Annotated in this window: 17 protein-coding genes; 11 read left to right on the top strand and 6 right to left on the bottom strand. The window is 69.4% G+C overall.

All coding sequences use genetic code 11. The features are described from left to right. Positions 1–5: 5 nt before the first annotated feature. On the top strand, positions 6–584 hold the full coding sequence (locus ACQ7HM_RS16835; protein ID WP_434217368.1) for a hypothetical protein: 579 nt from the start codon (positions 6–8) through the stop codon (positions 582–584). Positions 585–852: 268 nt separating this feature from the next. Then, entirely contained in the window at positions 853–4068 is a 3216-nt protein-coding gene (ileS, locus tag ACQ7HM_RS16840) for an isoleucine--tRNA ligase (protein ID WP_434217369.1), read from the top strand. Here the strand turns inward: ileS and ACQ7HM_RS16845 are convergent. Next, positions 4057–4746 carry a TetR/AcrR family transcriptional regulator gene (locus ACQ7HM_RS16845; protein ID WP_434217370.1) on the bottom strand — a complete coding sequence of 230 codons (690 nt, stop codon included), beginning with the start codon at positions 4744–4746 and terminating at the stop codon, positions 4057–4059. The genes ileS and ACQ7HM_RS16845 overlap by 12 nt on opposite strands. Positions 4747–4856: 110 nt before the next feature. Here ACQ7HM_RS16845 and ACQ7HM_RS16850 point away from each other — a divergent pair, with 110 nt between their 5' ends. Together ACQ7HM_RS16850 and ACQ7HM_RS16855 are read left to right on the top strand one after the other, a co-directional pair. Then, entirely contained in the window at positions 4857–5315 is a 459-nt protein-coding gene (locus tag ACQ7HM_RS16850; RefSeq protein ID WP_434217371.1) for a nitroreductase family deazaflavin-dependent oxidoreductase, read from the top strand. Between the two features lie 406 nt (positions 5316–5721). Then, complete coding sequence (locus tag ACQ7HM_RS16855) at positions 5722–7107, top strand: DNA polymerase IV (RefSeq protein ID WP_434217508.1); 1386 nt, start codon at positions 5722–5724, stop codon at positions 7105–7107. An 8-nt stretch (positions 7108–7115) separates the two neighbouring features. Here ACQ7HM_RS16855 and ACQ7HM_RS16860 read toward each other — a convergent pair whose 3' ends face one another. Next, on the bottom strand, positions 7116–8081 hold the full coding sequence (locus ACQ7HM_RS16860) for an asparaginase (RefSeq protein WP_434217372.1): 966 nt from the start codon (positions 8079–8081) through the stop codon (positions 7116–7118). A 273-nt stretch (positions 8082–8354) separates the two neighbouring features. Here ACQ7HM_RS16860 and ACQ7HM_RS16865 point away from each other — a divergent pair, with 273 nt between their 5' ends. Beyond that, positions 8355–8885, top strand: a complete 531-nt coding sequence (locus ACQ7HM_RS16865; RefSeq protein ID WP_434217373.1) for a hypothetical protein — start codon at positions 8355–8357, stop codon at positions 8883–8885. A gap of 65 nt (positions 8886–8950) precedes the next feature. Here ACQ7HM_RS16865 and ACQ7HM_RS16870 read toward each other — a convergent pair whose 3' ends face one another. After that, positions 8951–9928, bottom strand: a complete 978-nt coding sequence (locus ACQ7HM_RS16870) for a hypothetical protein (protein ID WP_434217374.1) — start codon at positions 9926–9928, stop codon at positions 8951–8953. 31 nt (positions 9929–9959) lie between these two features. Here ACQ7HM_RS16870 and lspA point away from each other — a divergent pair, with 31 nt between their 5' ends. The 4 genes from lspA (at position 9960) to dnaE (ending at position 15960) form a co-directional block, all read left to right on the top strand. Then, positions 9960–10595, top strand: a complete 636-nt coding sequence (lspA, locus tag ACQ7HM_RS16875; protein WP_434217375.1) for a signal peptidase II — start codon at positions 9960–9962, stop codon at positions 10593–10595. Further along, positions 10588–11514 carry an RluA family pseudouridine synthase gene (locus tag ACQ7HM_RS16880; protein ID WP_434217376.1) on the top strand — a complete coding sequence of 309 codons (927 nt, stop codon included), beginning with the start codon at positions 10588–10590 and terminating at the stop codon, positions 11512–11514. Before lspA ends, ACQ7HM_RS16880 begins: the two co-directional genes overlap by 8 nt. Further along, complete coding sequence (locus ACQ7HM_RS16885) at positions 11504–12181, top strand: hypothetical protein (protein ID WP_434217377.1); 678 nt, start codon at positions 11504–11506, stop codon at positions 12179–12181. The genes ACQ7HM_RS16880 and ACQ7HM_RS16885 overlap by 11 nt, the downstream gene beginning before the upstream one ends. 224 nt (positions 12182–12405) lie before the next feature. Continuing rightward, positions 12406–15960: a DNA polymerase III subunit alpha gene (gene dnaE / locus ACQ7HM_RS16890; protein WP_434217378.1), complete on the top strand. Its 3555-nt coding sequence runs from the start codon at positions 12406–12408 to the stop codon at positions 15958–15960. On the opposite strand, the gene ACQ7HM_RS16895 is transcribed toward dnaE, so the two are convergent. After that, positions 15950–16198: a hypothetical protein gene (locus ACQ7HM_RS16895; RefSeq protein ID WP_434217379.1), complete on the bottom strand. Its 249-nt coding sequence runs from the start codon at positions 16196–16198 to the stop codon at positions 15950–15952. The two genes, dnaE and ACQ7HM_RS16895, sit on opposite strands and share 11 nt — an antisense overlap. 228 nt (positions 16199–16426) lie before the next feature. On the opposite strand from ACQ7HM_RS16895, the gene ACQ7HM_RS16900 reads away from it, so the two are divergent. After that, positions 16427–16870 carry a nitroreductase family deazaflavin-dependent oxidoreductase gene (locus tag ACQ7HM_RS16900; RefSeq protein ID WP_434217380.1) on the top strand — a complete coding sequence of 148 codons (444 nt, stop codon included), beginning with the start codon at positions 16427–16429 and terminating at the stop codon, positions 16868–16870. Positions 16871–16899: 29 nt separating this feature from the next. Next, entirely contained in the window at positions 16900–18279 is a 1380-nt protein-coding gene (ilvA, locus tag ACQ7HM_RS16905) for a threonine ammonia-lyase IlvA (RefSeq protein WP_434217381.1), read from the top strand. 16 nt (positions 18280–18295) lie between these two features. On the opposite strand, the gene ACQ7HM_RS16910 is transcribed toward ilvA, so the two are convergent. Both ACQ7HM_RS16910 and treZ read right to left on the bottom strand, forming a co-directional pair. Then, the gene (locus ACQ7HM_RS16910; protein WP_434217382.1) at positions 18296–19339 is read right to left on the bottom strand and encodes an LLM class flavin-dependent oxidoreductase; all 1044 of its coding nucleotides are present in this window, start codon (positions 19337–19339) and stop codon (positions 18296–18298) included. A 36-nt stretch (positions 19340–19375) separates the two neighbouring features. Next, positions 19376–21127 carry a malto-oligosyltrehalose trehalohydrolase gene (treZ, locus tag ACQ7HM_RS16915; RefSeq protein WP_434217383.1) on the bottom strand — a complete coding sequence of 584 codons (1752 nt, stop codon included), beginning with the start codon at positions 21125–21127 and terminating at the stop codon, positions 19376–19378. Positions 21128–21133 lie beyond the last annotated feature (6 nt).

Below are 21133 nucleotides of genomic sequence, written 5' to 3' on the forward strand. Positions count from 1 at the left end.
ACGCGGTGCTCGTCTCGGCGCTGGTCGCCACGCTGGTGGGCTTCGGCCTCCTCGTGGTGGCACTCGTCACCGGCACCCTGTGGTTGGCCGTCGCCTGCATCGTGGTGTGTGTCCTCGGGGCGTTGCTCCTCGTGGCCGACATCCTCGGACTCAGCCCCGCTCTGGCCCGCCTGCGGCCCCGCAGATCCGCACGACCCGCGTCTGCGGTCGACGAGCCCTCAGCGATCGACGACGATCCGGACACCGCGATCACCACCGAGATGGCCCGCGTCGTCGACGAGCCGGTTCCCGACCTCTCGACCGATCTCCCCGGGTCGCCGGTGCCGACCGCGGACGCCCAGGCCGCCGCGGCATACGCGGCCGCGCATCACGGCAGGCACGAGAGCCCCGACGACGAGCCCGCGGACACACACGCGCACGTCCGCCGCGACACCGATCCGCCCGCGGCGATGCCCTGGCTCACCCCCGCCACCCCGCGACGCCACACCCGTCATTCCGGGGACACCGAGGCCGGGCCCGCAGAGGTCACCGAGCAAGACACCGACACGACGACACCTCGCCGTCACCGCCACGCGGCGGACTGACCGGCGTCGCAGACCGTCTACACTCGTACCCGCGACGATCCGGCCATCACCGGGGAGCATCCGGAAGAACCGACACCATCGTGACGGTGGGTCGCAGTAGAACCGGACGGGAGCGGCCCGACACAGCCGCAGGCTCAGCGGATCGACACGCGATGAGCCGGCGAGAGGCACCGGATTCTCGGTGCAAGCGGGGTGGTACCGCGGCGAGCGATCGTCGTCCCCGTGCCCAGCGTCGTACGCGACGCCCACCGGCACGAGGAGAACTGCAGTGAGCACCGACCCCGCATCGACCCCCCAGCACCGTCGCGTCTACCCGATCGTCGACGTCGCGGGTACCGGTTCGGCCGTGCCGTCGTTCCCCGACCTCGAGACGCGTGTGCTCGACTACTGGGCTGCCGATGACACCTTCGTCGCGTCGGTGCAGCAGCGGTCCGACGCCGAGGAGTTCGTCTTCTACGACGGTCCGCCCTTCGCCAACGGTCTGCCGCACTACGGCCACCTGCTCACCGGCTACGTCAAGGACCTCATCCCGCGGTTCCAGACCATGCGCGGCAAGAAGGTCGACCGCCGCTTCGGGTGGGACACCCACGGGCTGCCCGCCGAACTCGAGGCCGAGCGGCAGCTGGGCATCACCGACAAGTCCGAGATCGAGACCATGGGTGTCTCAACGTTCAACGACTACTGCCGGGAGTCGGTGCTGCGCTACACCGGTGAGTGGCGCGACTACGTGACCCGCCAGGCCCGCTGGGTCGACTTCGACAACGACTACAAGACCCTCGACATCGACTTCATGGAGTCGGTGATGTGGGCGTTCAAGACGCTGCACGACAAGGGACTCGTCTACCAGGGCTACCGGGTGCTGCCCTACAGCTGGTACGAACAGACGCCGCTGAGCAACCAGGAGAGCAAGCTCGACGACGCCTACAAGATGCGCCAGGACCCGGCCGTCACGGTGTCGATGCCGCTGACCGGCGGTGTGCCCGACACCCTGCTGGGCGTCAACGCACTGATCTGGACGACCACACCGTGGACCCTGCCGTCCAACCTGGCGATCGCCGTGAATCCCGACGTCGAGTACTCCCATGTCCGCGGTTCCGACGGCGAGCAGTACCTGCTCGCGACCGCCCGTGTCGGAACCTACGCACGGGAACTCGGCGAGGATCCCGAAGTGCTCGGCACCTATCTCGGTCGCGACCTCGCCGACGCCTCCTACACGCCGCCGTTCGACTTCTTCGTCGGCCATCCGAAGGCGCACCGGACGCTGCTCGGCGATTACGTCACCACTGACAGCGGTACCGGGATCGTCCACCTCGCACCGGCTTTCGGTGAGGAGGACATGGAACTCGCCACCGCCAACGGCATCGAGGTGGTACAGCCGCTGGACCCGGGCGGACGGTTCACGTCACTGGTCCCGCCGTACGAGGGCCTGATGGTCTTCGACGCTAACCCGGTGATCATCAAAGACCTCAAGGCGACCGGCCGGATCCTGCGGCACGAGACCATCGAGCATTCCTACCCGCACTCGTGGCGGTCGGGTAAGCCGTTGATCTACATGGCGGTCCCGTCGTGGTTCGTCGCGGTGAACACGTTCAAACCGCGGATGCTGGAGCTGAACCAGGAGATCACCTGGTCGCCCGCGCACCTGCGGGACGGACAGTTCGGCAAATGGCTCGAGGGCGCCAAGGACTGGAACATCAGTCGCAACCGCTACTGGGGTGCACCGATCCCGGTGTGGATGTCCGACGACGAGACGTACCCGCGTGTCGACGTGTACGGGTCGCTCGACGACCTCGAGCGTGACTTCGGTGTGCGTCCGACCAACCTGCACCGACCGCACATCGACGAGCTGACGCGACCCAACCCGGACGACCCGACCGGGCGTTCGACCATGCGTCGGGTGCCCGAGGTTCTCGACTGCTGGTTCGAGTCGGGCTCGATGCCGTACGCCCAGGTGCACTATCCGTTCGAGAACCGTGACTGGTTCGACGGGAACCCCGAGGCCGGTCTGGAGCCGCACAACCCGGGCGACTTCATCGTCGAGTACAACGGCCAGACCAAGGGGTGGTTCTACAACCTGCACGTGCTCGCGACCGCGTTGTTCGACCGTCCGGCGTTCCGCACCGTCGCCGCCCACGGCATCGTGCTGGGCGACGACGGTCAGAAGATGAGCAAGTCCAAGCGCAACTACCCCGACGTCAACGAGGTGTTCGACCGCGACGGCTCCGACGCGATGCGGTGGTTCCTGATGGCGTCGCCGATCCTGCGGGGCGGCAACCTCATCGTCACCGAGCGTGGCATCCGCGAGGGTGTCCGCCAGGCCATGCTGCCGCTGTGGAACGCCTACAGCTTCCTCGCGCTCTACGCCGACCGGCCCGCGACGTGGCGGACCGATTCGACGCACGTGCTCGACCGCTACATCCTGGCGAAGCTGGCCGCGACGCGGGAGGCGATGACGACCGCGTTGGAGACCTACGACGTGTCCGGTGCGTGCGACGCGTTCCGCGAGCTCTGCGAGGCGCTGACCAACTGGTACGTCCGGCGTTCACGCCAACGGTTCTGGGCCGGGCAGGACACCGAATCGGACGCCTTCGACACGCTCTACACGGTGTTGGAGGTGGCGTGCCGACTCGCCGCTCCGCTGCTGCCGTTGATGACCGAGGCCATGTGGCGCGGGCTCACCGGCGAGCGGTCGGTGCACCTCGCGGACTGGCCGCGCGCCGACGAACTCCCCGCCGACGCCGAGCTCGTCGCCGCCATGGACGAGGTGCAGGGTGTGTGTTCGACGGCGTCGAGTCTGCGCAAGGCGAACAACCTGCGGGTCCGACTCCCGTTGCCCGCGTTGACCGTTGCCGGCCCATCGGCGGCGCGTCTGGCCGACTACACCGCGCTGATCGCCGACGAGATGAACGTCAAGGCGGTGCACCTCGCCGATGACGCCGACGCCTACGGTCGGGTCGAGGTGGTCGTCAACGCGCGCGTCGCGGGACCCCGACTGGGCAAGGACGTCCAGAAGGCGATCAAGGCGATCAAGTCGGGGAACTGGTCGCTGGCCACCGTCAGCGATGCCGACGGGATCGTGTCGGAGAAGGTCGTCGCCGACGGCATCGAGCTGACCGGTGGCGAGTTCACCCGCAAACTCGTCGCGGTGGAGCCGAGTTCGACCGCCGAACTGCCGTCCGGCGGGGGACTGGTGGTGCTCGACACCGCGGTGACCGAGGACCTCGAGGCCGAGGGTTGGGCGAAGGACCGTGTGCGCGAACTGCAGGAGGCGCGGCGGACCATGGGGCTCGACGTGTCCGACCGCATCAGCGTGGAACTCGGGGTGCCTGCCGAACGCAATGCATGGGCGCAGCGTCACCGCGACCTGATCGCGGGCGAGGTGCTCGCCACCGCGCTCGAGGTCGTCGCACCCGAGGAGGTGCGCGGCTCGTCGGTCGAGCTGGGCGACGGCGTCGTCGCGTCGATCAGCCGGTCAGGGCAGTAGCCGGGTCAGCACGGTGGTGAGCTGGAGGTCGAAGAGATCCTCCGGCCGCGCGAAGGTGTCGGCGCCGTACTGGCCGAACACCTCGAGGCTGATCGCGCCGAGAACCACCGACCACAGGCAGGTGCCGACGGCCAGCGTCGTGTGATCCAGTCCGAGGCCGAATTCGGTGTTGATGGCGTCGAATTCGGCGGCCAGTCCCGCGGAGATCGGTGACGGTGCGTCGACCACGATGTCGCGCAGTTCCCGGAGCAGCAGCGCGACGAAGCGGGTGCCCGGGCCCGTGGTCTGCTCGCCCGGGGCGGAGTAGCCCGGGACCGGGCTGCCGTAGATGAGCGCGTACCGCGACGGTTCGGCGACCGCCCATGTCCGCAGTGCATGCGCGGCCACCCGGATGCGCTCCCGCGTCCCGGCGTCGGCGGGTGTCGCGGCGAGGGCGGCCTCGACGCGGTCGGCGGATTCGTCGTAGGCGTCGACGACCAGCAACGTCAGCAGGTCGTCGCGGTTGCGCACGTAGCGGTACACCGCGGAGGACACCATGCCGAGGTCGCGGGCGACCGCACGCAACGACAGCGACGCGGCGCCATGTGCGGCGAGGTGTTCCCGACCCACCCGGATGATGTCCTGCTCGGTCTGAGCCCGTGCCGCAGCGCGGGGGGTCGACGGTGCGTCTGACTGCATGGACACCATCGTGCCAGAAATGAGAGCAGTGCTCTTGCATTCTGGCCGCCGCCGTGTCATCGTGAGAAACGAGAGCAGTGCTCTCGTTCCGATCCAGACGAGGAGTAGCCATGACCACCACCCATTACGCAGAGCCCAGCGGCCGCATGCAGCGCGGCTTCAACGACCTCGTCCGCCGGCTGTCGGCGCGGGGGATCGGTCTGGCCGGCGCGCGGACGCTGACCGTCGTCGGACGGAAGTCGGGCACCCCGCAGACCACGCCGGTCAACCCGCTGGTCATCGACGGCCGCACCTATCTGATCTCCCCGCGTGGCAACACGCAGTGGTCGCGCAACCTCCGCGCCGCGGGCGTCGCGACCATCGGTCACGGGCGTCGCAGCGACGAGTACCGCGCCACCGAGGTCGCCGATGCCGCCAAGGTCGCGCTGCTGCGTCCCTATCTGAAGCGCTGGGGCTGGGAGGTCGCGAGCTACCTGCCGGCGAAGGTCTCGCACACCTCCACCGACGCCGAACTCGCCGCCATCGCCCCGGCCGTCCCCGTCTTCGAGCTCCACGCGACCATCAGTTGACCGCGTGGAAACGCGACCATGGTGCTGGTTGTCCAGAAACGCGACCGTAATGCTGACTGTGTGGAAACGCGCGTCGAGTGTGCTGGCGGTGGCACTTGAGGTGCGCTGGGAAGGGCGCACACTCGGGGCGTGGCTTCCGCACCGTCAGCGGCGTGAGAACGGTGCCGCGAATGTCTGGAGCCGCCGACGGTGCGGAAGCCGGTCATCGAGTGTGCGTTGTCGTCGAGGTCCGTCGCGCAAGGTGTGGAGCACACTCGATGGCCGTTTCCACACAATCGGCACGTTGCGGTCCGTGCGGGCCGCATGGCCGTTTCCACACCGTCGGCACGACACGGCGAGTCGATAGGCTCGACGGGTGGCGGGCACCGGTGATCGACGCGGAGCGCGGTGGGTTCTGCACATCGACATGGACGCGTTCTTCGCATCGGTCGAGCAGCTGACCCGTCCGACCCTGCGCGGCCGCCCGGTGCTCGTCGGCGGGGTCGGCGGTCGCGGGGTGGTCGCCGGTGCGAGTTACGAGGCGCGACGCTTCGGCGCCCATTCTGCGATGCCGATGCATCAGGCGCGCAGGCTGATCGGGTCCTCGGCGGTGGTCGTGCCGCCCCGCGGCGCGGTCTACCGCGTGGTCAGCGCGCGGGTGTTCGCGATGATCCGCGAGGCGATACCCGTCATCGAGATGCTGTCGTTCGACGAGGCGTTCGGCGAACCCGAGGCACTCGTCGGCGCCACCCGGACCGAGGTGATCGCCTTCGCCGAGCAGATCCGGTCGCGGATCGCCGACGAGCTCGGTCTGGCCGCGTCCATCGGTGCGGGCAGCGGGAAGCAGATCGCCAAGATCGCCTCGGGTATGGCCAAACCCGATGGCGTGACGGTGATCTCGCCGGGAGCCGAACAAGAGTTCCTGCGCCCGCTGTCGGTGCGGAAACTGTGGGGTATCGGACCGGTGGCGGGGGACAGGCTGCACCGGCTGGGCATCGACACGATCGGCGACCTCGCGGACCTGTCGCCGATGGAGGTGGCCTCGGTCCTCGGATCGACGGTGGGTCCCGCGTTGCATCGCCTGGCGCAGGGGTTCGACGATCGACAGGTCGCCGAGCGGACATCGGCGAAGCAGATCAGTGCCGAGTCGACGTTCGCCGACGACGTCGTGTCGATGCCGCGACTTCGGGAGGCGATCGCGTCCTCGGCCGCCTCGGCACATCGTCGACTCCTCGATGACGGCCGCGGGGCGCGCACCGTCGTCCTGAAACTGAAGAAGTCCGACATGTCGGTGCTCACCCGGTCCACGACCTTCGCCCCCGCCACGACCGACCTCGCGACCCTGGCCGCGGCGGCCCAGCGCCTCGCCCTCGACCCGGTCGACATCGGACCCGTCCGTCTCGTCGGCGTGGGCTTCTCCGGTCTCACCACCGACGAGCAGTTCCTGCTGTTCGGTGGCGACGCGACCGACCGCGCGGTCGCCGTCACCGACACCCCGGAGGAACCGACGATCGTCACCGCTGTCGATGTACTCGACCCCGTCGACCCGGTGCCGGAGGGTCCGGTCGCCGAGGTCGGGGTGCAGAAGGCGTCGGGTCGCGCCGTCGATGCCGACGGTGCGGTGACGTGGGCGACCGGCACCGACGTGACACACCCCGAGTTCGGGCACGGCTGGGTGCAGGGGAGTGGCCACGGTGTGGTGTCGGTGCGATTCGAGACGCGCGCGACGGGGCCCGGACGCACTGCAACGTTCCCCTCCGACACCGCCGACCTCACGGCCGCCGATCCGCTGGCCAGCCTCGACTGGACCTGATCGGTCGGTCAGGCGCCCGCCGCCTCCGGGCCGGTCGCGAAGAACTCCGCGATGCCGTCGTGGCCGGTGCCGACCGACAGCAGCGCCGCCAGCGCGATCCGCGACTGCGGCGGACGCAGCCACGGCGACAGGACCGCTCCCGCGGCCACGAGATCCACCGCACCGCCACCACCGCCGTAGGTCGCGACCACCTCGCCGAGGGGGACGCGGGTCGAGACGACCACCGGGGTGCCGCGGGCGATCGCGTCGCCCACCACGTCACGTACCCCCGGACCGACGTTGCCCGACCCGAGGCCGGCCAGAACGAGCCCGCGCGCCCCGGTCGCGGCGAGGTGGGTGATCACCTCGGGGACGAAGCCGGGATGAACGGTGACGACGTCCACGCGGGCACTCACCGGGGAGTGCCCGCCTGTGTCGATCCGTCGGCGCGGGAGGTCGGGGGCGAGGCAGTCGAAGGCGCGGAGGTCCGATGTACTGACCTTGACCGTCCCGCGGGCGGGGAGAACGCGGCCGCCGAACGCCACCAGCACCCCGCGCGACCGTGAGTCCGGGTCGGCGGCACAGGCGACGGCCGCGGCGAGGTTGCCGGGACCGTCGGCGCCGTCGGCATCCGACGGCCGCTGCGCGCCGGTGAACACCACGGGTCGGGGATCGTCGTGGACGAGATCGGCGAGCATCGCCGACTCCTCGAGGGTGTCGGTGCCGTGGGTGACGACGACGCCGGTCACGGTGGGGTCGTCGAGTTCGGTGGCGATCGCGCGCACCAGCGTCCACTGGTCGTCGGGTGTCATCGCCGAACTGTCGAGCGACAGCACCGTGCGCGGACGCACGTCGACGCCGCCGGTGTGCGGACCGGCGAGGTCGGGGCGCAGCAGATCGCGGACGTCGACCGCGGGCACGACACCGCCCGCCCGGTGCTGCGACGCGATGGTCCCGCCGGTGCCGAGCACGGCGATCACAGGTGTGACGGACATGGGACGTCAGCTTGCTGACCTGGGTGGTCGCGGTCAAATCCGGGTCGCCGAGAGCGCGCGGATCGCCCGATCGTCGTTCGCCCACACATCGGTTTGGCATAGTGGTGTCCGATCCGGGGGGAACGTGGTCGTCCGCGACCGCCCCCATCGGTACACATGAGTCCCAGGGCTTCGGGTACACCGACCCGAAGACGTGGGCCCGACAGGTCGGTGGCCCGCAGCCGCCGGCCCCGGGTTCGACAGCCCGGACGACAGACGAGAAGAGGACATTTCGTGAAGCTCCAGAAGTTCGCCACCGCAGGCCTGGCCGTTGCGGCCGTGTTCATGATCGGCGCGTGCAGCGACAACTCCGACGACGGGACGCAGGCCACACCGACGACCAGTTCGTCGGTCGCGTCGACCGAAACCGGCACCGGTGGCGGTGGCGTCTCCGACCCCTCGAAGCCGCCGAGCGCCGCGACGCTGAACGGACTGCTGGAGAAGGCCCTCGACGCGAACGTGCCGGCGAGCGAGAAGACCGATCTCGTCCAGGGCTCCGACGCCGACCCGCAGCTGTTCGACAAGCTCGTGAAGGCGAAGCAGGACAACCCCGACATCACCTACTCGCTGCAGGCGCCGGTCATCGCGACCGGTAACGGCCAGGCCACGGTCAAGGTCAAGGTGAAGCTGCCCAACGTTCCCGAGCAGACCGTCGACGCCGCGATCGTCTACGACAGCGGTAAGTGGAAGCTCGCCAAGACCACGGTGTGCCCGCTGCTGCTGGCCAACAACGTGCAGAGCGCCATGTGCCCGGCGGCCAACTGAGCCCCACGCACGACATCGCTGGAGGCGACTGCCCCCGAACCGTTCGGTTCGGGGGCAGTCGTGTCTCAGCGGGTCGTCTCCCAGCGGATGTCGACGCCCGTCTTCTGGACCAGCGGCCGCGCGGCGTCGGACCCGACCAGAGATCGTCCACCGTCGATCGACAGCTCGCCGCTCATGGGCAACCCTCGTGACAGGTCGAGGGTCATCGACCCCGCACCGGCCATCGAGTAGGACGCGATGGTGAGCGTCTGATCGGACCCCGGGATGGTGAACACCGCGTTCACCGGTTCCTCGTCGACGGTCACGTCGATCTGCAGCGTCGAGCCCGTGCGGGCGCGCAGTGTCGAGGTGATCGTCTGCCGGAGCGTGGCCGCACCGGTGATGGTGCGGACCGACCGCCACCGCGCCCCCACCCCGATCGGGTCGCGGGGCAGCGTCACCGACCGCTGCAGGGCCTGCACCAGTGTCTGCTCGATCGCCGAGCGTGCGGCATCGTCGGCCCCGGCGGCGGGAACGATGCGCAGGGCGATAGGCACCGAACCCGCTGCGACCGCGAGACCGGCACGCGAGCCGCGGACCGCGGCGAGCGATGCCGACAGGTCCGGCGACGGCGACGACGCGGCGCCGAGGGTGAGTTCGATGTCGGTCGGGTCACCGCACAGCACCTGTGCGGTGATCGGCAGGTCGACGGTCTGGGCGTCGTCGCTCGGCGCCTGCCCCTGCGAGAGGCTCGTCGACGACGATGTCGTGACCAGGCGGACCTGCTGGGCCGAGGTGGTGGTCGGCGACCCGACCGGCGCGATCAGGGGTGCGGCGCCGGAGTCGAGCACCTCGACCGCGGCCGGCGGCACCGGCAGCAGCGACGCGCCGGAGGCCCCGACCGTCGAATCGGTGGTGCATCCCGCGGCCGCCGACGAACTGCTCGCACCGCCGGGACCGGGATCTGCGGAGCCGCAGGCGGCGACGACCGCCGCGATCACCGCGCACGCCCCCACCGCCTGCGCTCGACGGACGTGGGGGCGGGTGATGAGGGCGTCGGGCACGCATTCAGGTTATCGACCCCGGTGAGGGACAATGGTCGGCGTGAGCAACGACCCCACCGATGAACCCGCCGGACCCGATGCCCCCGCCGGGGTCGGTGAGGGCGCCGATCGCGCTGTGGCGACAGGGACGGCACCGCGGTCGACGCGGATGATCGCCCTGCTGCCTGCGGTCGCGCTGGTCATCCTGGTGGCCGATCTGGTGACGAAGATCGTGGTGGTCGCGACGATCGATCCGCTGCGTCCCATCTCGATCATCGGCGACACCGTGACGCTGCGGCTGGTCCGCAACTCCGGCGCCGCGTTCTCCATGGCCACCGGCTACACGTGGATCCTGACGATCGTCGCGCTCGCGGTCGTCGTCGGCATCATCCGGTACAGCTCGCGGCTGCGGTCGCCCCTGTGGGCACTGGGCCTCGGGCTGATCCTCGGCGGCGCACTGGGCAACCTGGTCGACCGGCTGTTCCGCGATCCGGGCCCCCTGCGCGGTCACGTCGTCGACTTCGTGTCCATCGGCTGGTGGCCGGTGTTCAACGTCGCCGATTCCGCGGTGGTGTGCGGCGCGATCCTGCTGGTCGGGCTGACGCTGTTCGGCGTGGAACTCGACGGGACCCGCGCGTCGACCCGCACGCGCGACGACGCCCGCACCCCGGTGGCGCCGGATGCGTGAGAGCCGGTCGATGCCCGTCCCCGACGGCATCGACGGCATGCGACTCGACGCCGGGGTCTCGCGGATGATGGGCTTCTCGCGCACCGCGGTCGCCGCACTCGCCGACAACGGCGACGTCAGCGTCGACGGCACCGCCGTCGGCAAATCGCATCGACTCGCCGCCGGCGCCTGGCTCGAGGTGTTGCTCCCGGAACCCGCGCGTCCGGTGGAGAACCTCGTGCAGCCGATCGAGAACATGGACATCCTGTTCGCCGACGACGACATCGTCGTGGTCGACAAGCCGGTCGGGGTGGCCGCACACGCCTCGGTCGGATGGACCGGACCGACGGTCATCGGTGGCCTGGCCGCCGCCGGCTACCGCATCTCCACCTCCGGCGCCCACGAGCGGCAGGGCATCGTGCACCGCCTCGACGTCGGCACGTCGGGGGTGATGGTGGTCGCGACCTCCGAGCGCGCCTACACACTGCTCAAGCGGGCCTTCAAGGAACGCACCGTCGACAAGCGATATCACGCCCTGGTGCAGGGCCACCTCGATCCGTCGAGCGGCACGATCGACGCCGCGATCGGCCGCCATCCGGGCAACGAGTGGAAGTTCGCCGTCACGACGGCGGGCAAGCCCAGCGTCACCCACTACGACACCCTCGAGATGTTCGCCGCGGCCAGCCTCCTCGACGTCCACCTCGAGACCGGTCGTACCCACCAGATCCGCGTGCACTTCTCGGCGCTGCACCATCCCTGCTGCGGCGACCTGACCTACGGTGCCGATCCGGCGCTGGCCGCCCGCCTCGGGCTCGAGCGCCAGTGGCTGCACGCCCGGGCGTTGTCGTTCGCCCACCCCTCCGACGGGCGGCTCGTCGAGTTCACCAGTCCCTACCCGGACGATCTCCGGGGCGCGTTGGAACTGCTGCGTGCGACCTGACGGTCTGCGGCGCGCGTTCGGGTCGGTCGCCGTCGGCGCGATCGTCGTGTTGCTCGTCGTCGGCGGTCTCTACGCCCTCGGTGCGACGCACCCGCCACGACGTCCCGCGGTCACCACCGATCGCCTCGGCCCCACCGGCGGGGAGTCGGTGGCCGCCTACATCGCCGCCGCCTCGGCCGGTGTCGCGCGGGCCACGGGGACCCGATGGGCGCTGGTGTCGCCGCGGGCACCCCTCGACGACGACACGGCGTGGTCGCTGATCGCCGGGACCGGTCCGTCGCAGGTCGCCTTCCACGTCACGGTGGACGCCGTGGCCACACCGACCACGTTCGAACCCCTCACGCGCGACGGGGGATCGCTGCGCACCGCACGCGACCTCGCCGTCGATGAGATCGCGCGGACGGTCGGACCCGATGCTGTCGGTCGCGACGGCCAGATCGCGGCCCTCGTCCGGTCACGGCTCACCGCGGGCTGCGCGTGCGTGGTCGCCCTCGTGGTGCGCGGTGACGCCGACCGGTTGCGCGCACTCGCCGCCGATCGCCGGGTACGCGCGGTCGAGGTTCTCCCCGCCGACGCGGGCGGACGGTTCGTCGTGCATGCGTTGCTCCCCGAGCAGTCCGATCGGGTCGGTCCGTTGCCCGACACCGCGCCGGTGCCGTCGAGCTGACCCGTGGCGGGTCACATCTGCACCACCGGTCCCATCGGTAACGGCGTGTCGGCGGCGTGTCGATGATCGCGCCGACGCGCCCGTGTGGCGTCGGAGGTCGTGTGGGTGCCCCCACCTAAACTCGATCAGGCACCACGTCGGGCGGCGTCGGAACTCGATGAGCCGGTGGTCGCGCCCGTGCTCCCGCAATGTTCGGAGCAGCGTTCGTCGAGAGGTCGTTTGAAGTGTCGGAGTCGTTCGTCCATCTGCACAACCACACCGAGTACTCCATGCTCGACGGGGCCGCGAAGGTCGCGCCGATGTTCGCCGAGGCCAAGCGGCTCGGGATGACCGCCATCGGCATGACCGACCACGGGAACATGTTCGGCGCGAGCGAGTTCTACAACGTCGCCAAGGATCACGACATCACGCCGATCATCGGCATCGAGGCCTACATCGCTCCCGCCTCACGCTTCGACACCAAGCGAGTCCTCTGGGGCGACCGCGACCAGAAGAGCGACGACGTCTCGGGCAGCGGCGCCTACACCCACATGACGATGGTCGCCGAGAACGCGACCGGCCTGCGCAACCTGTTCACCCTCAGCTCGCTCGCGTCGATCGAGGGGCAGCTCGGCAAGTGGGCCCGCATGGACGCCGACCTCATCGCCGCGCACGCCGAGGGGATCATCGCCACCACCGGCTGCCCGTCGGGTGAGGTCCAGACCCGGCTGCGGCTCGGTCACCAGCGAGAGGCCCTCGAGGCGGCGGCGAAGTGGCAGGACATCTTCGGCAAGGACAACTTCTACCTCGAGCTGATGGAGCACGGCCTCGAGATCGAACGCCGGGTCCGCGACGGCCTGCTCGAGATCGGCAGGCAGCTCGGCATCAAGCCGATCGTCACCAACGACTGCCACTACGTGACCAAGGGTCATGCGGTGACCCACGAGGCGCTGCTGTGCATCCAGACCGGCAAGACGCTGTCCGATCCCACACGCTTCAAGTTCGACGGCGACGGCTACTACCTGAAGTCGGCCGCGGAGATGCGCGAGCAGTGGGACGACGTGGTGCCCGGCGCCTGCGACAACACCGTCGAGATCGGTGAGCGGGTACAGAGCTACGCCGAGGTGTTCACCCCGCGCGACCGGATGCCGATCTTCCCGGTGCCCGAGGGCGACACCCAGGAGACGTTCCTGCGCAAGGAGGTCACCGCGGGCCTGGCGCGGCGCTTCCCCGACGCCCCCGTGCCGGCGGACTACACCGACCGCGCGAACTACGAACTCGACGTCATCATCCAGATGGGGTTCCCCGCCTACTTCCTCGTCGTCGGCGACCTCATCCGCCACGCCCACGAGGTCGGGATCCGCGTCGGCCCCGGCCGCGGCAGCGCCGCCGGATCGCTCGTCGCGTGGGCCCTGGGCATCACCAACATCGACCCCATCCCGCACGGTCTGCTCTTCGAGCGGTTCCTCAACCCCGAGCGTGTGTCGATGCCCGACATCGACATCGACTTCGACGACCGGCGTCGCGGCGACATGGTCCGCTACGCCACCGAACGCTGGGGCAGCGACAAGGTCGCCCAGGTCATCACCTTCGGCACCATCAAGACCAAGGCCGCGATCAAGGACTCTGCGCGCGTGCAGTTCGGTCAGCCCGGCTACGCCATCGCCGACCGGATCACCAAGGCGCTGCCGCCGCCCATCATGGCGAAGGACATCTCGGTCGCGGGAATCACCGACCCCGACCACGATCGCTACGGTGAGGCCTCCGAGGTCCGTGCGCTCATCGAGACCGACCCCGATGTCAAGAAGATCTACGACACCGCACTGGGTCTCGAGGGACTGATCCGCAACGCCGGCGTGCACGCCTGCGCGGTGATCATGTCCTCAGAGCCGCTCACCGAGGCGATCCCGGTGTGGAAACGCGCCCAGGACGGCGCCATCATCACCGGCTGGGACTACCCGTCGTGTGAGGCCATCGGGCTGCTCAAGATGGACTTCCTCGGGCTGCGCAACCTGACGGTCATCAACGACGCGCTCGAGAACATCACCACCAACCGCGGCATCGAGATCGACATGGACACGCTGCCGCTCGACGACACCACCACCTACGAGTTGATGGCCCGCGGACAGACCCTCGGCGTGTTCCAGCTCGACGGTGGGCCGATGCGCGAACTGCTCAAACGTATGCAGCCCACCACCTTCGAGGACATCGTCGCCGTCGGTGCGCTCTACCGGCCCGGCCCGATGGGCATGAACGCCCACAACGACTACGCCGACCGCAAGAACGGTCGTCAGGACGTCAAGCCGATCCACCCCGAGCTGGCCGAACCCCTCAAGGACATACTCGGCGACACCTACGGCCTCATCGTCTACCAGGAGCAGATCATGCAGATCGCTCAGAAGGTGGCCGGATATTCGCTGGGTCGAGCCGACATCCTGCGTCGCGCGATGGGCAAGAAGAAGGCGTCGGTGCTGGCCCAGGAGTTCGAGGGCTTCGAGGCGGGCATGGTCGCCAACGGCTTCTCCAAGGCGGCCATCAAGGCGCTGTGGGACACGATCCTCCCGTTCGCCGGCTACGCGTTCAACAAGTCCCACGCGGCGGCCTACGGGCTGGTGTCGTACTGGACGGCGTACCTCAAGGCGAATTACCCGGCCGAGTTCATGGCGGGACTGCTCACATCGGTCGGCGACGACAAGGACAAGGCCGCGATCTACCTGGCCGACTGCCGCAAGCTCGGCATCACCGTCCTGCCGCCCGACGTCAACGAGTCGCAGCGGTACTTCGCCGCCGTCGGCGAGGACATCCGTTTCGGCCTGGTCGCGGTGCGCAACGTGGGGACCAACGTCGTCACCGCGATCCTCGCCGCGCGTGAGGAGAAGGGGAAGTTCCACAGCTTCTCGGACTACCTCGGCAAGATCGACGTCACCGCCTGCAGCAAGAAGGTCACCGAATCTCTCATCAAGGCAGGCGCTTTCGACTCGCTGGGACATCCCCGCAAGGGTCTGTTCCTGGTGCACGTCGACGCCGTCGACGCGGTGTTGGGCACGAAGAAGGCCGAGGCCGTCGGCCAGTTCGACCTGTTCGGTGACGCCGGCGGTGCCGACGACGCCGGTGCGGTCATCGACGACGTCTTCGCGGTGCGGGTGCCCGACGAGGAATGGGACACCAAGCACAAGCTGGCGCTCGAACGGGAGATGTTGGGGCTCTACGTGTCCGGGCATCCGCTCGGTGGCATCGAGCACGTCATCTCGGCCCAGACCGACACCTCGCTGACCAGCCTGCTCGAGAAGAACGTCTCCGACGGCGCCCAGATCGTCATCGGCGGCATCATCTCCGCGGTGACGCGACGGGTGAACAAGAAGGGCGAGCCGTACGCGGTGGTCACCCTCGAGGATCTCGTCGGTGGTGTGGAGGTGTACTTCTTCCCCCGCGCGTTCCAGGCCTACGGGATGGACATCGTGGCCGACGCGGTCGTGCTCATCAAGGCGCGGGTCAACATCCGCGACGACGACAACATGATGATCAGCGCCAACGATCTCGCGGTGCCGGATCTGTCACACGTGGGGGAGGCGCGGCCGCTGGCACTGACGATGTCGACGCGACTGTGCACGCAGGATCGGGTGAGTGCGCTCAAGCAGGTGCTGATCCGTCATCCGGGCACCTCGGACGTCCACGTGCGGCTGATCAGCGGCGAGTCGGCGACCACCCTGCGTCTCGACGACAACCTGCGGGTCACGCCGAGCTCGGCGCTGATGGGCGACCTGAAGGCGCTCCTCGGGCCGACCTGCCTCACCGGCTGATCGCGCGGCGGGCCGTACCGAGCCGCCCGGTCCACCAGACCGCGGTGGCGGCGACCGTGACGGCCCACGCCGTGACCTCGCCGGACCCCGAGACCACTCCGACGACGACCGCGACGACAACGGCCACGAGCACCGCGGCGAGCTTGTGGAGAGGCCACGCGACGCCGGCGATCGAGACGGTGGGCACCACGGCACGCTCGGATCGATCGGGTGCGGTGTTCACGCTGATCGTCGTCATGGCCGAGAACCTCCTGGATGCGAACGCGACGCATGGTGTCGGGGTGTGCGAACACCAGTCTACCGCCGGAACGAGCAAAAGTTTTCGGCTACCCGAAAACATGCGCGCGACGGCGTGTCGCCGCAGCTCATGGCCGGTCGTGCGGACGCCCTCGCCGCCATCGGTCTTTCGCTAGAGTCAGAGGTGCTCGGCCGTACGCCGACCCGACCCGACTGAAGAGGAGATGCCATGCCGCTCGAAGGTGACTACGCACCGAGCACCAGCGATTGGGCTCGTGAGCAGGCCGAGAAGATCGAGAAGTCGAACGGCACCGAGGGCACGGACATGCAGGGCATGCCCGTCGTCCTGCTGACCACCGTCGGCAACAAGTCCGGGAAGCTGCGCAAGACGCCCCTCATGCGTGTCGAGCACGACGGCGCCTACGCGGTGGTGGCCTCGCTCGGCGGCGCCCCGAAGCATCCGGTCTGGTACTTCAACATCGCCGCCAACCCGAACGTCGAGCTCCGCGACGGCGAGAAGGTGTTCGACATGGTCGCCCGCGAGGTCTTCGGCGGAGAGAAGCAGATCTGGTGGGATCGCGCGGTCGAGGCCTACCCGCCCTACGCGGACTACCAGGAGAAGACCGACCGCGAGATCCCGGTCTTCGTTCTCGAGGCCACGCCCGAGAGCTGACCGCCGTGATCGGCGGCGATGGTGAGACGATGGCAGGCGTGAGCAGTTCGCCGCACGTCCCCGGCCCGTCCAGCACCGCGCCTTCCGCGCCGACCCTGGACGTCGACGCGATCCGCGATGCCGCCGAGCGCGCCAAGGCCGTGGTCGACCGCACGCCGCTGCAGCGCAATGCGCGTCTGTCGGCGGCGACCGGCGCGCAGGTGTTCCTCAAGCGTGAGGACCTGCAGTCGGTGCGGTCGTACAAGATCCGCGGCGCCCACAACACGATGGGACTGCTGACCGCCGAGGAACTGGCGGCCGGTGTCGTGGCGGCGAGCGCGGGCAATCATGCGCAGGGTGTCGCCTACGCCTGCAAGGCCATGGGTGTGCGGGGGCGGATCTACGTCCCCACGACCACACCGAAGCAGAAGCGTGACCGAATCCTGTGGCACGGTGGCGAATTCATCGAGCTGATCCCCGTCGGCGACACCTACGACGCGGCCGCCGCCGCGGCGCAGGCCGACGTCATGACCTCGGGCGCCACCTGGATCCACGCGTTCGACGACGTCCGCACCGCCGCCGGCCAGGGCACCATCGCGCTCGAGATCGTCGAGCAACTCGGCCGTGTGCCCGACGTGGTGCTCGCGCCCGTCGGGGGTGGCGGTTGTCTGGCGGGGATGGCGACCTACCTCCGTGCGCTCGACCCCGACGTCGTGCTCGTCGGTGTCGAGCCGACCGGGGCGGCGTCACTGGCCGCGGCGCTGGTGCACGGCGGTCCGGTGACGCTCGACGTGATCGACCCCTTCGTGGACGGCGCGGCGGTCAAGCGTGTCGGCGATCTCGCGCACCGCGTGCTCTCGCCGTTGTCCCCGACGGTCGGTGATCATCCCGATCTGCCCACGGCACTGACGACCTCGCCGTCGGCACGCATCCTGAGTCCCGGTAGCGCGCACATCGTCCATGTCGACGAGGGCGCGTTGTGCTCGGTGATGTTGGAGCTGTACCAGGACGACGGCATCATCGCCGAGCCCGCCGGCGCACTGGCGGTCGCGGGTCTCGACGGGCTGCGTCTCGCACCCGGGAGCACGGTGGTGTCTCTGCTCTCCGGCGGCAACAACGACGTCTCCCGCTACGGCGAGATCATCGAACGTTCGCTCGTGCACCGGGGCCTCAAGCACTACTTCCTCGTCGACTTCCCGCAGGAGCCCGGCGCGTTGCGGGGCTTCCTCGACGAGGTCCTCGGTCCCGACGACGACATCACCCTGTTCGAGTACGTCAAGCGCAACAACCGCGAGACCGGCGCCGCGCTGGTCGGTGTGCAGTTGAGCTCCGCCGACGGACTGTCGTCGCTTCTCGACCGCATGAAGGCGTCACGGCTCACCGCCGAGCGCCTGGTACCCGGCTCCCCGGCCTACCGCTACCTGACCTGAGCCCAACGGTCCGCGGTCAGGCGGCCGGCACGGCCGCGCCGAGGATGTCGGCGACGATGCGGTGCGACTCGAGACGGGCGTCGAAGTCGGCCAGGGTCGAACTGATCATGATCTCGTCGGCGCCGGTCGAGTCGACGAGACCACGCAACTCGTCGGCCACACGGTCGCGGCCGCCGACGATCCAGGCCGAACTGGTCTCGGCCACCGCGGATTCCTGCATCGGCGTCAACGGTGTCGCCGCGGCCTGCTCGGCGGTCGGGTAACGCCCGGCGGTGCCGCTGCGCAGACGCGCCATCGCCAGCCGCTGCGGGCCGGCGTGGTAGCGGGCCGTCTCGTCGTCGGACGCGGCGACGACGGTGGCGGTGACCATCGCGTACGGGGCGTCGAGGACGGCGCTCGGCCGGAAGTTGTCGCGGTAGGTCGCCAAGGCGGCGAAGGTCTCACGCGGCGCGAAGTGGCGGGCGAACGCGAACGGCAGTCCCAGCAGGGCCGCGAGTTGTGCGCTGTAGGTGGACGATCCGAGCAACCACATGTCCGGCGACGCGCCCTCGCCGGGTACGGCGGTGATCGCCGAGTAGGGATGCTCCTCCGGGAACGCGCCGGCGAGGAACGCGCGCAGCTGGGCGAGCTCCTGCGGGAAGTCGTCGGCGGAGAGCGCCCCGGGGGCTCGGCGCAGCGCGTGTGCGGTGACCTGGTCGGTGCCCGGCGCGCGACCGATGCCGAGGTCGATGCGACCGGGGAACAGGGCGTCGAGGGTGCCGAACTGTTCGGCGATCACCAGCGGTGCGTGGTTGGGCAGCATGATCCCGCCCGATCCCACCCGCAGCGTGTGGGTCGCCCGCGCGACCTGTCCGATCACGATGGCGGGACTCGAGCTGGCGATGCCGGGCATGTTGTGGTGCTCGGCGAGCCAGAACCGTCGGTACCCCCACCCCTCGACGGCGACGGCGAGATCGACGGCGTTGCGCAGGGCCTGTCCGACGGTGGTGCCCTCGACGACGGGTGCGATGTCCAGGACGGAGTAGGGAACGGTCATGTGGGGTTCAACGCCCGCGGTCATGTGGCTATTTCGCCCGACCGGATCGTCGACCCGTCGTCATAGGCCGACCCGTCGGCCTATGACGACGTTGTGCCCTGTCGAGGTGAACCCGGTGTCGGTGGTGGTGACGGGGTCCCAGACCAGCACAGGCTCGACGGTGATGGGGACGGCCGTGTCGTCGGCGGACAGCACGACCACCGTCGACCACGCGCCCCGGTGCATCGCGAACCAGCCGGCGTCGGCGTCGAAGTCGACCTCCACCGAGGTCAGCGAGTTCGCCGCGATGTCCGGCGAGCCGGCCCGGAGCGCGATGAGGGACCGGTAGAAATCGAGTATGCGGCGGTGCGCGGGCTCTCCGAGCTCGGACCAGTTGAGCTTCGACCGGGTGAAGGTGGCCGGGTCCTGTGGATCGGGTATCTCTGCGGCGTCCCATCCGTGATCGGCGAATTCCTTGATGCGTCCGGTCGCCGTGGCCTCGCCGAGTTCGGGCTCGGGATGGGAGGTGAAGAACTGGAAGGGGGTGCTCGCGCCCCATTCCTCGCCCATGAAGAGCATCGGCGTGAAGGCCGACGTCAGCACCAGCGCCGCCTTGATGGCGAGCTGTCCCGGCGTCAGGTAGGCGGTCGGACGGTCACCGATGGCGCGGTTGCCGATCTGGTCGTGATTGCAGGTGTAGACCACGAGCGACGTCGACGGCACCACCGCCGGGTCGATGGGTCGACCGTGGCGGCGCTTGCGGAACGAGGAGTAGGTCGCCGCGTGGAAGAAACCCCGGGTGAGAACGGTGGCCAGGCATTCGTAGCTGCCGAAATCGCCGTAGTAGCCCTGCCGTTCGCCCGAGACCGTCGTGTGGATCGCGTGGTGCACGTCGTCGACCCACTGGGCGGCCAGGCCGTAGCCGCCGAGGCCGCGGTCGGTGATCAGCCGGGGGTCGTTGAGGTCGCTCTCGGCGATCAGCGACAGCGGGCGGCCGAGCTCGGTTGCGAGGGCATCGGTCCGGACCGCGAGTTCCTCGAGCAGGTGGATGGCGGTGTGGTCGACGAGGGCGTGCACCGCGTCCAATCGCAGTGCGTCGACGTGGAATTCGCGCAGCCAGCGCAGGGCGTTGTCGAGGATGTACTCCCGTACCGGATCCGAGAGCGCCTGGTCGAGGTTGAGTGACTGGCCCCAGGTGTTGGCGCCGTCGGTGAGGTACGGCCCGAAGCGGGGGAGGTAGTTGCCCGATGGCCCGAGGTGGTTGTAGACGACATCGAGCACCACCCCGAGACCACGGGTGTGGCAGGCGTCCACGAACCGTGCGAATCCCGCGGGCCCGCCGTAGATCTCGTGGACGGCGTACCACGCGACGCCGTCGTAACCCCAGTTGTGCGTGCCGTTGAACCCGTTGACGGGCATCACCTCGACGAACCCGACGCCGAGATCGACGAGGTGGTCGAGTCGTCCGATCGCGGAGTCGAAGGTGCCGTCGGGGGTGAACGTCCCGATGTGGAGCTCGTAGATCACGGCGCCGGCGATGGCGCGCCCGGCCCAGTCCTGATCGGTCCACTGCGCGTCGTCGACGGTGAACGGTGCCGAGGTCGAGTGCACCCCGTCCGGCTGACGTGGTGAGCGCGGGTCGGGCAGGACGGTTCCGTCGGAGTCGGATCCACCGTCGACCACGAACCCGTACCGACCGGGACCCGTTGTCGCGGTGGTGGTCCGCCACCAGTGGCCGTCGCGCTGCATGACCACGGGATGACCGTCGTCGATCACCACCGACACACTGGTCGCGTCCGGTGCCCACACCTCGTACGTCTGCTGCTGTGCCACGTCTGC

Source organism: Williamsia sp. MIQD14 (assembly GCF_051025635.1).
Classification (GTDB): Bacteria; Actinomycetota; Actinomycetes; order Mycobacteriales; family Mycobacteriaceae; genus Williamsia_A.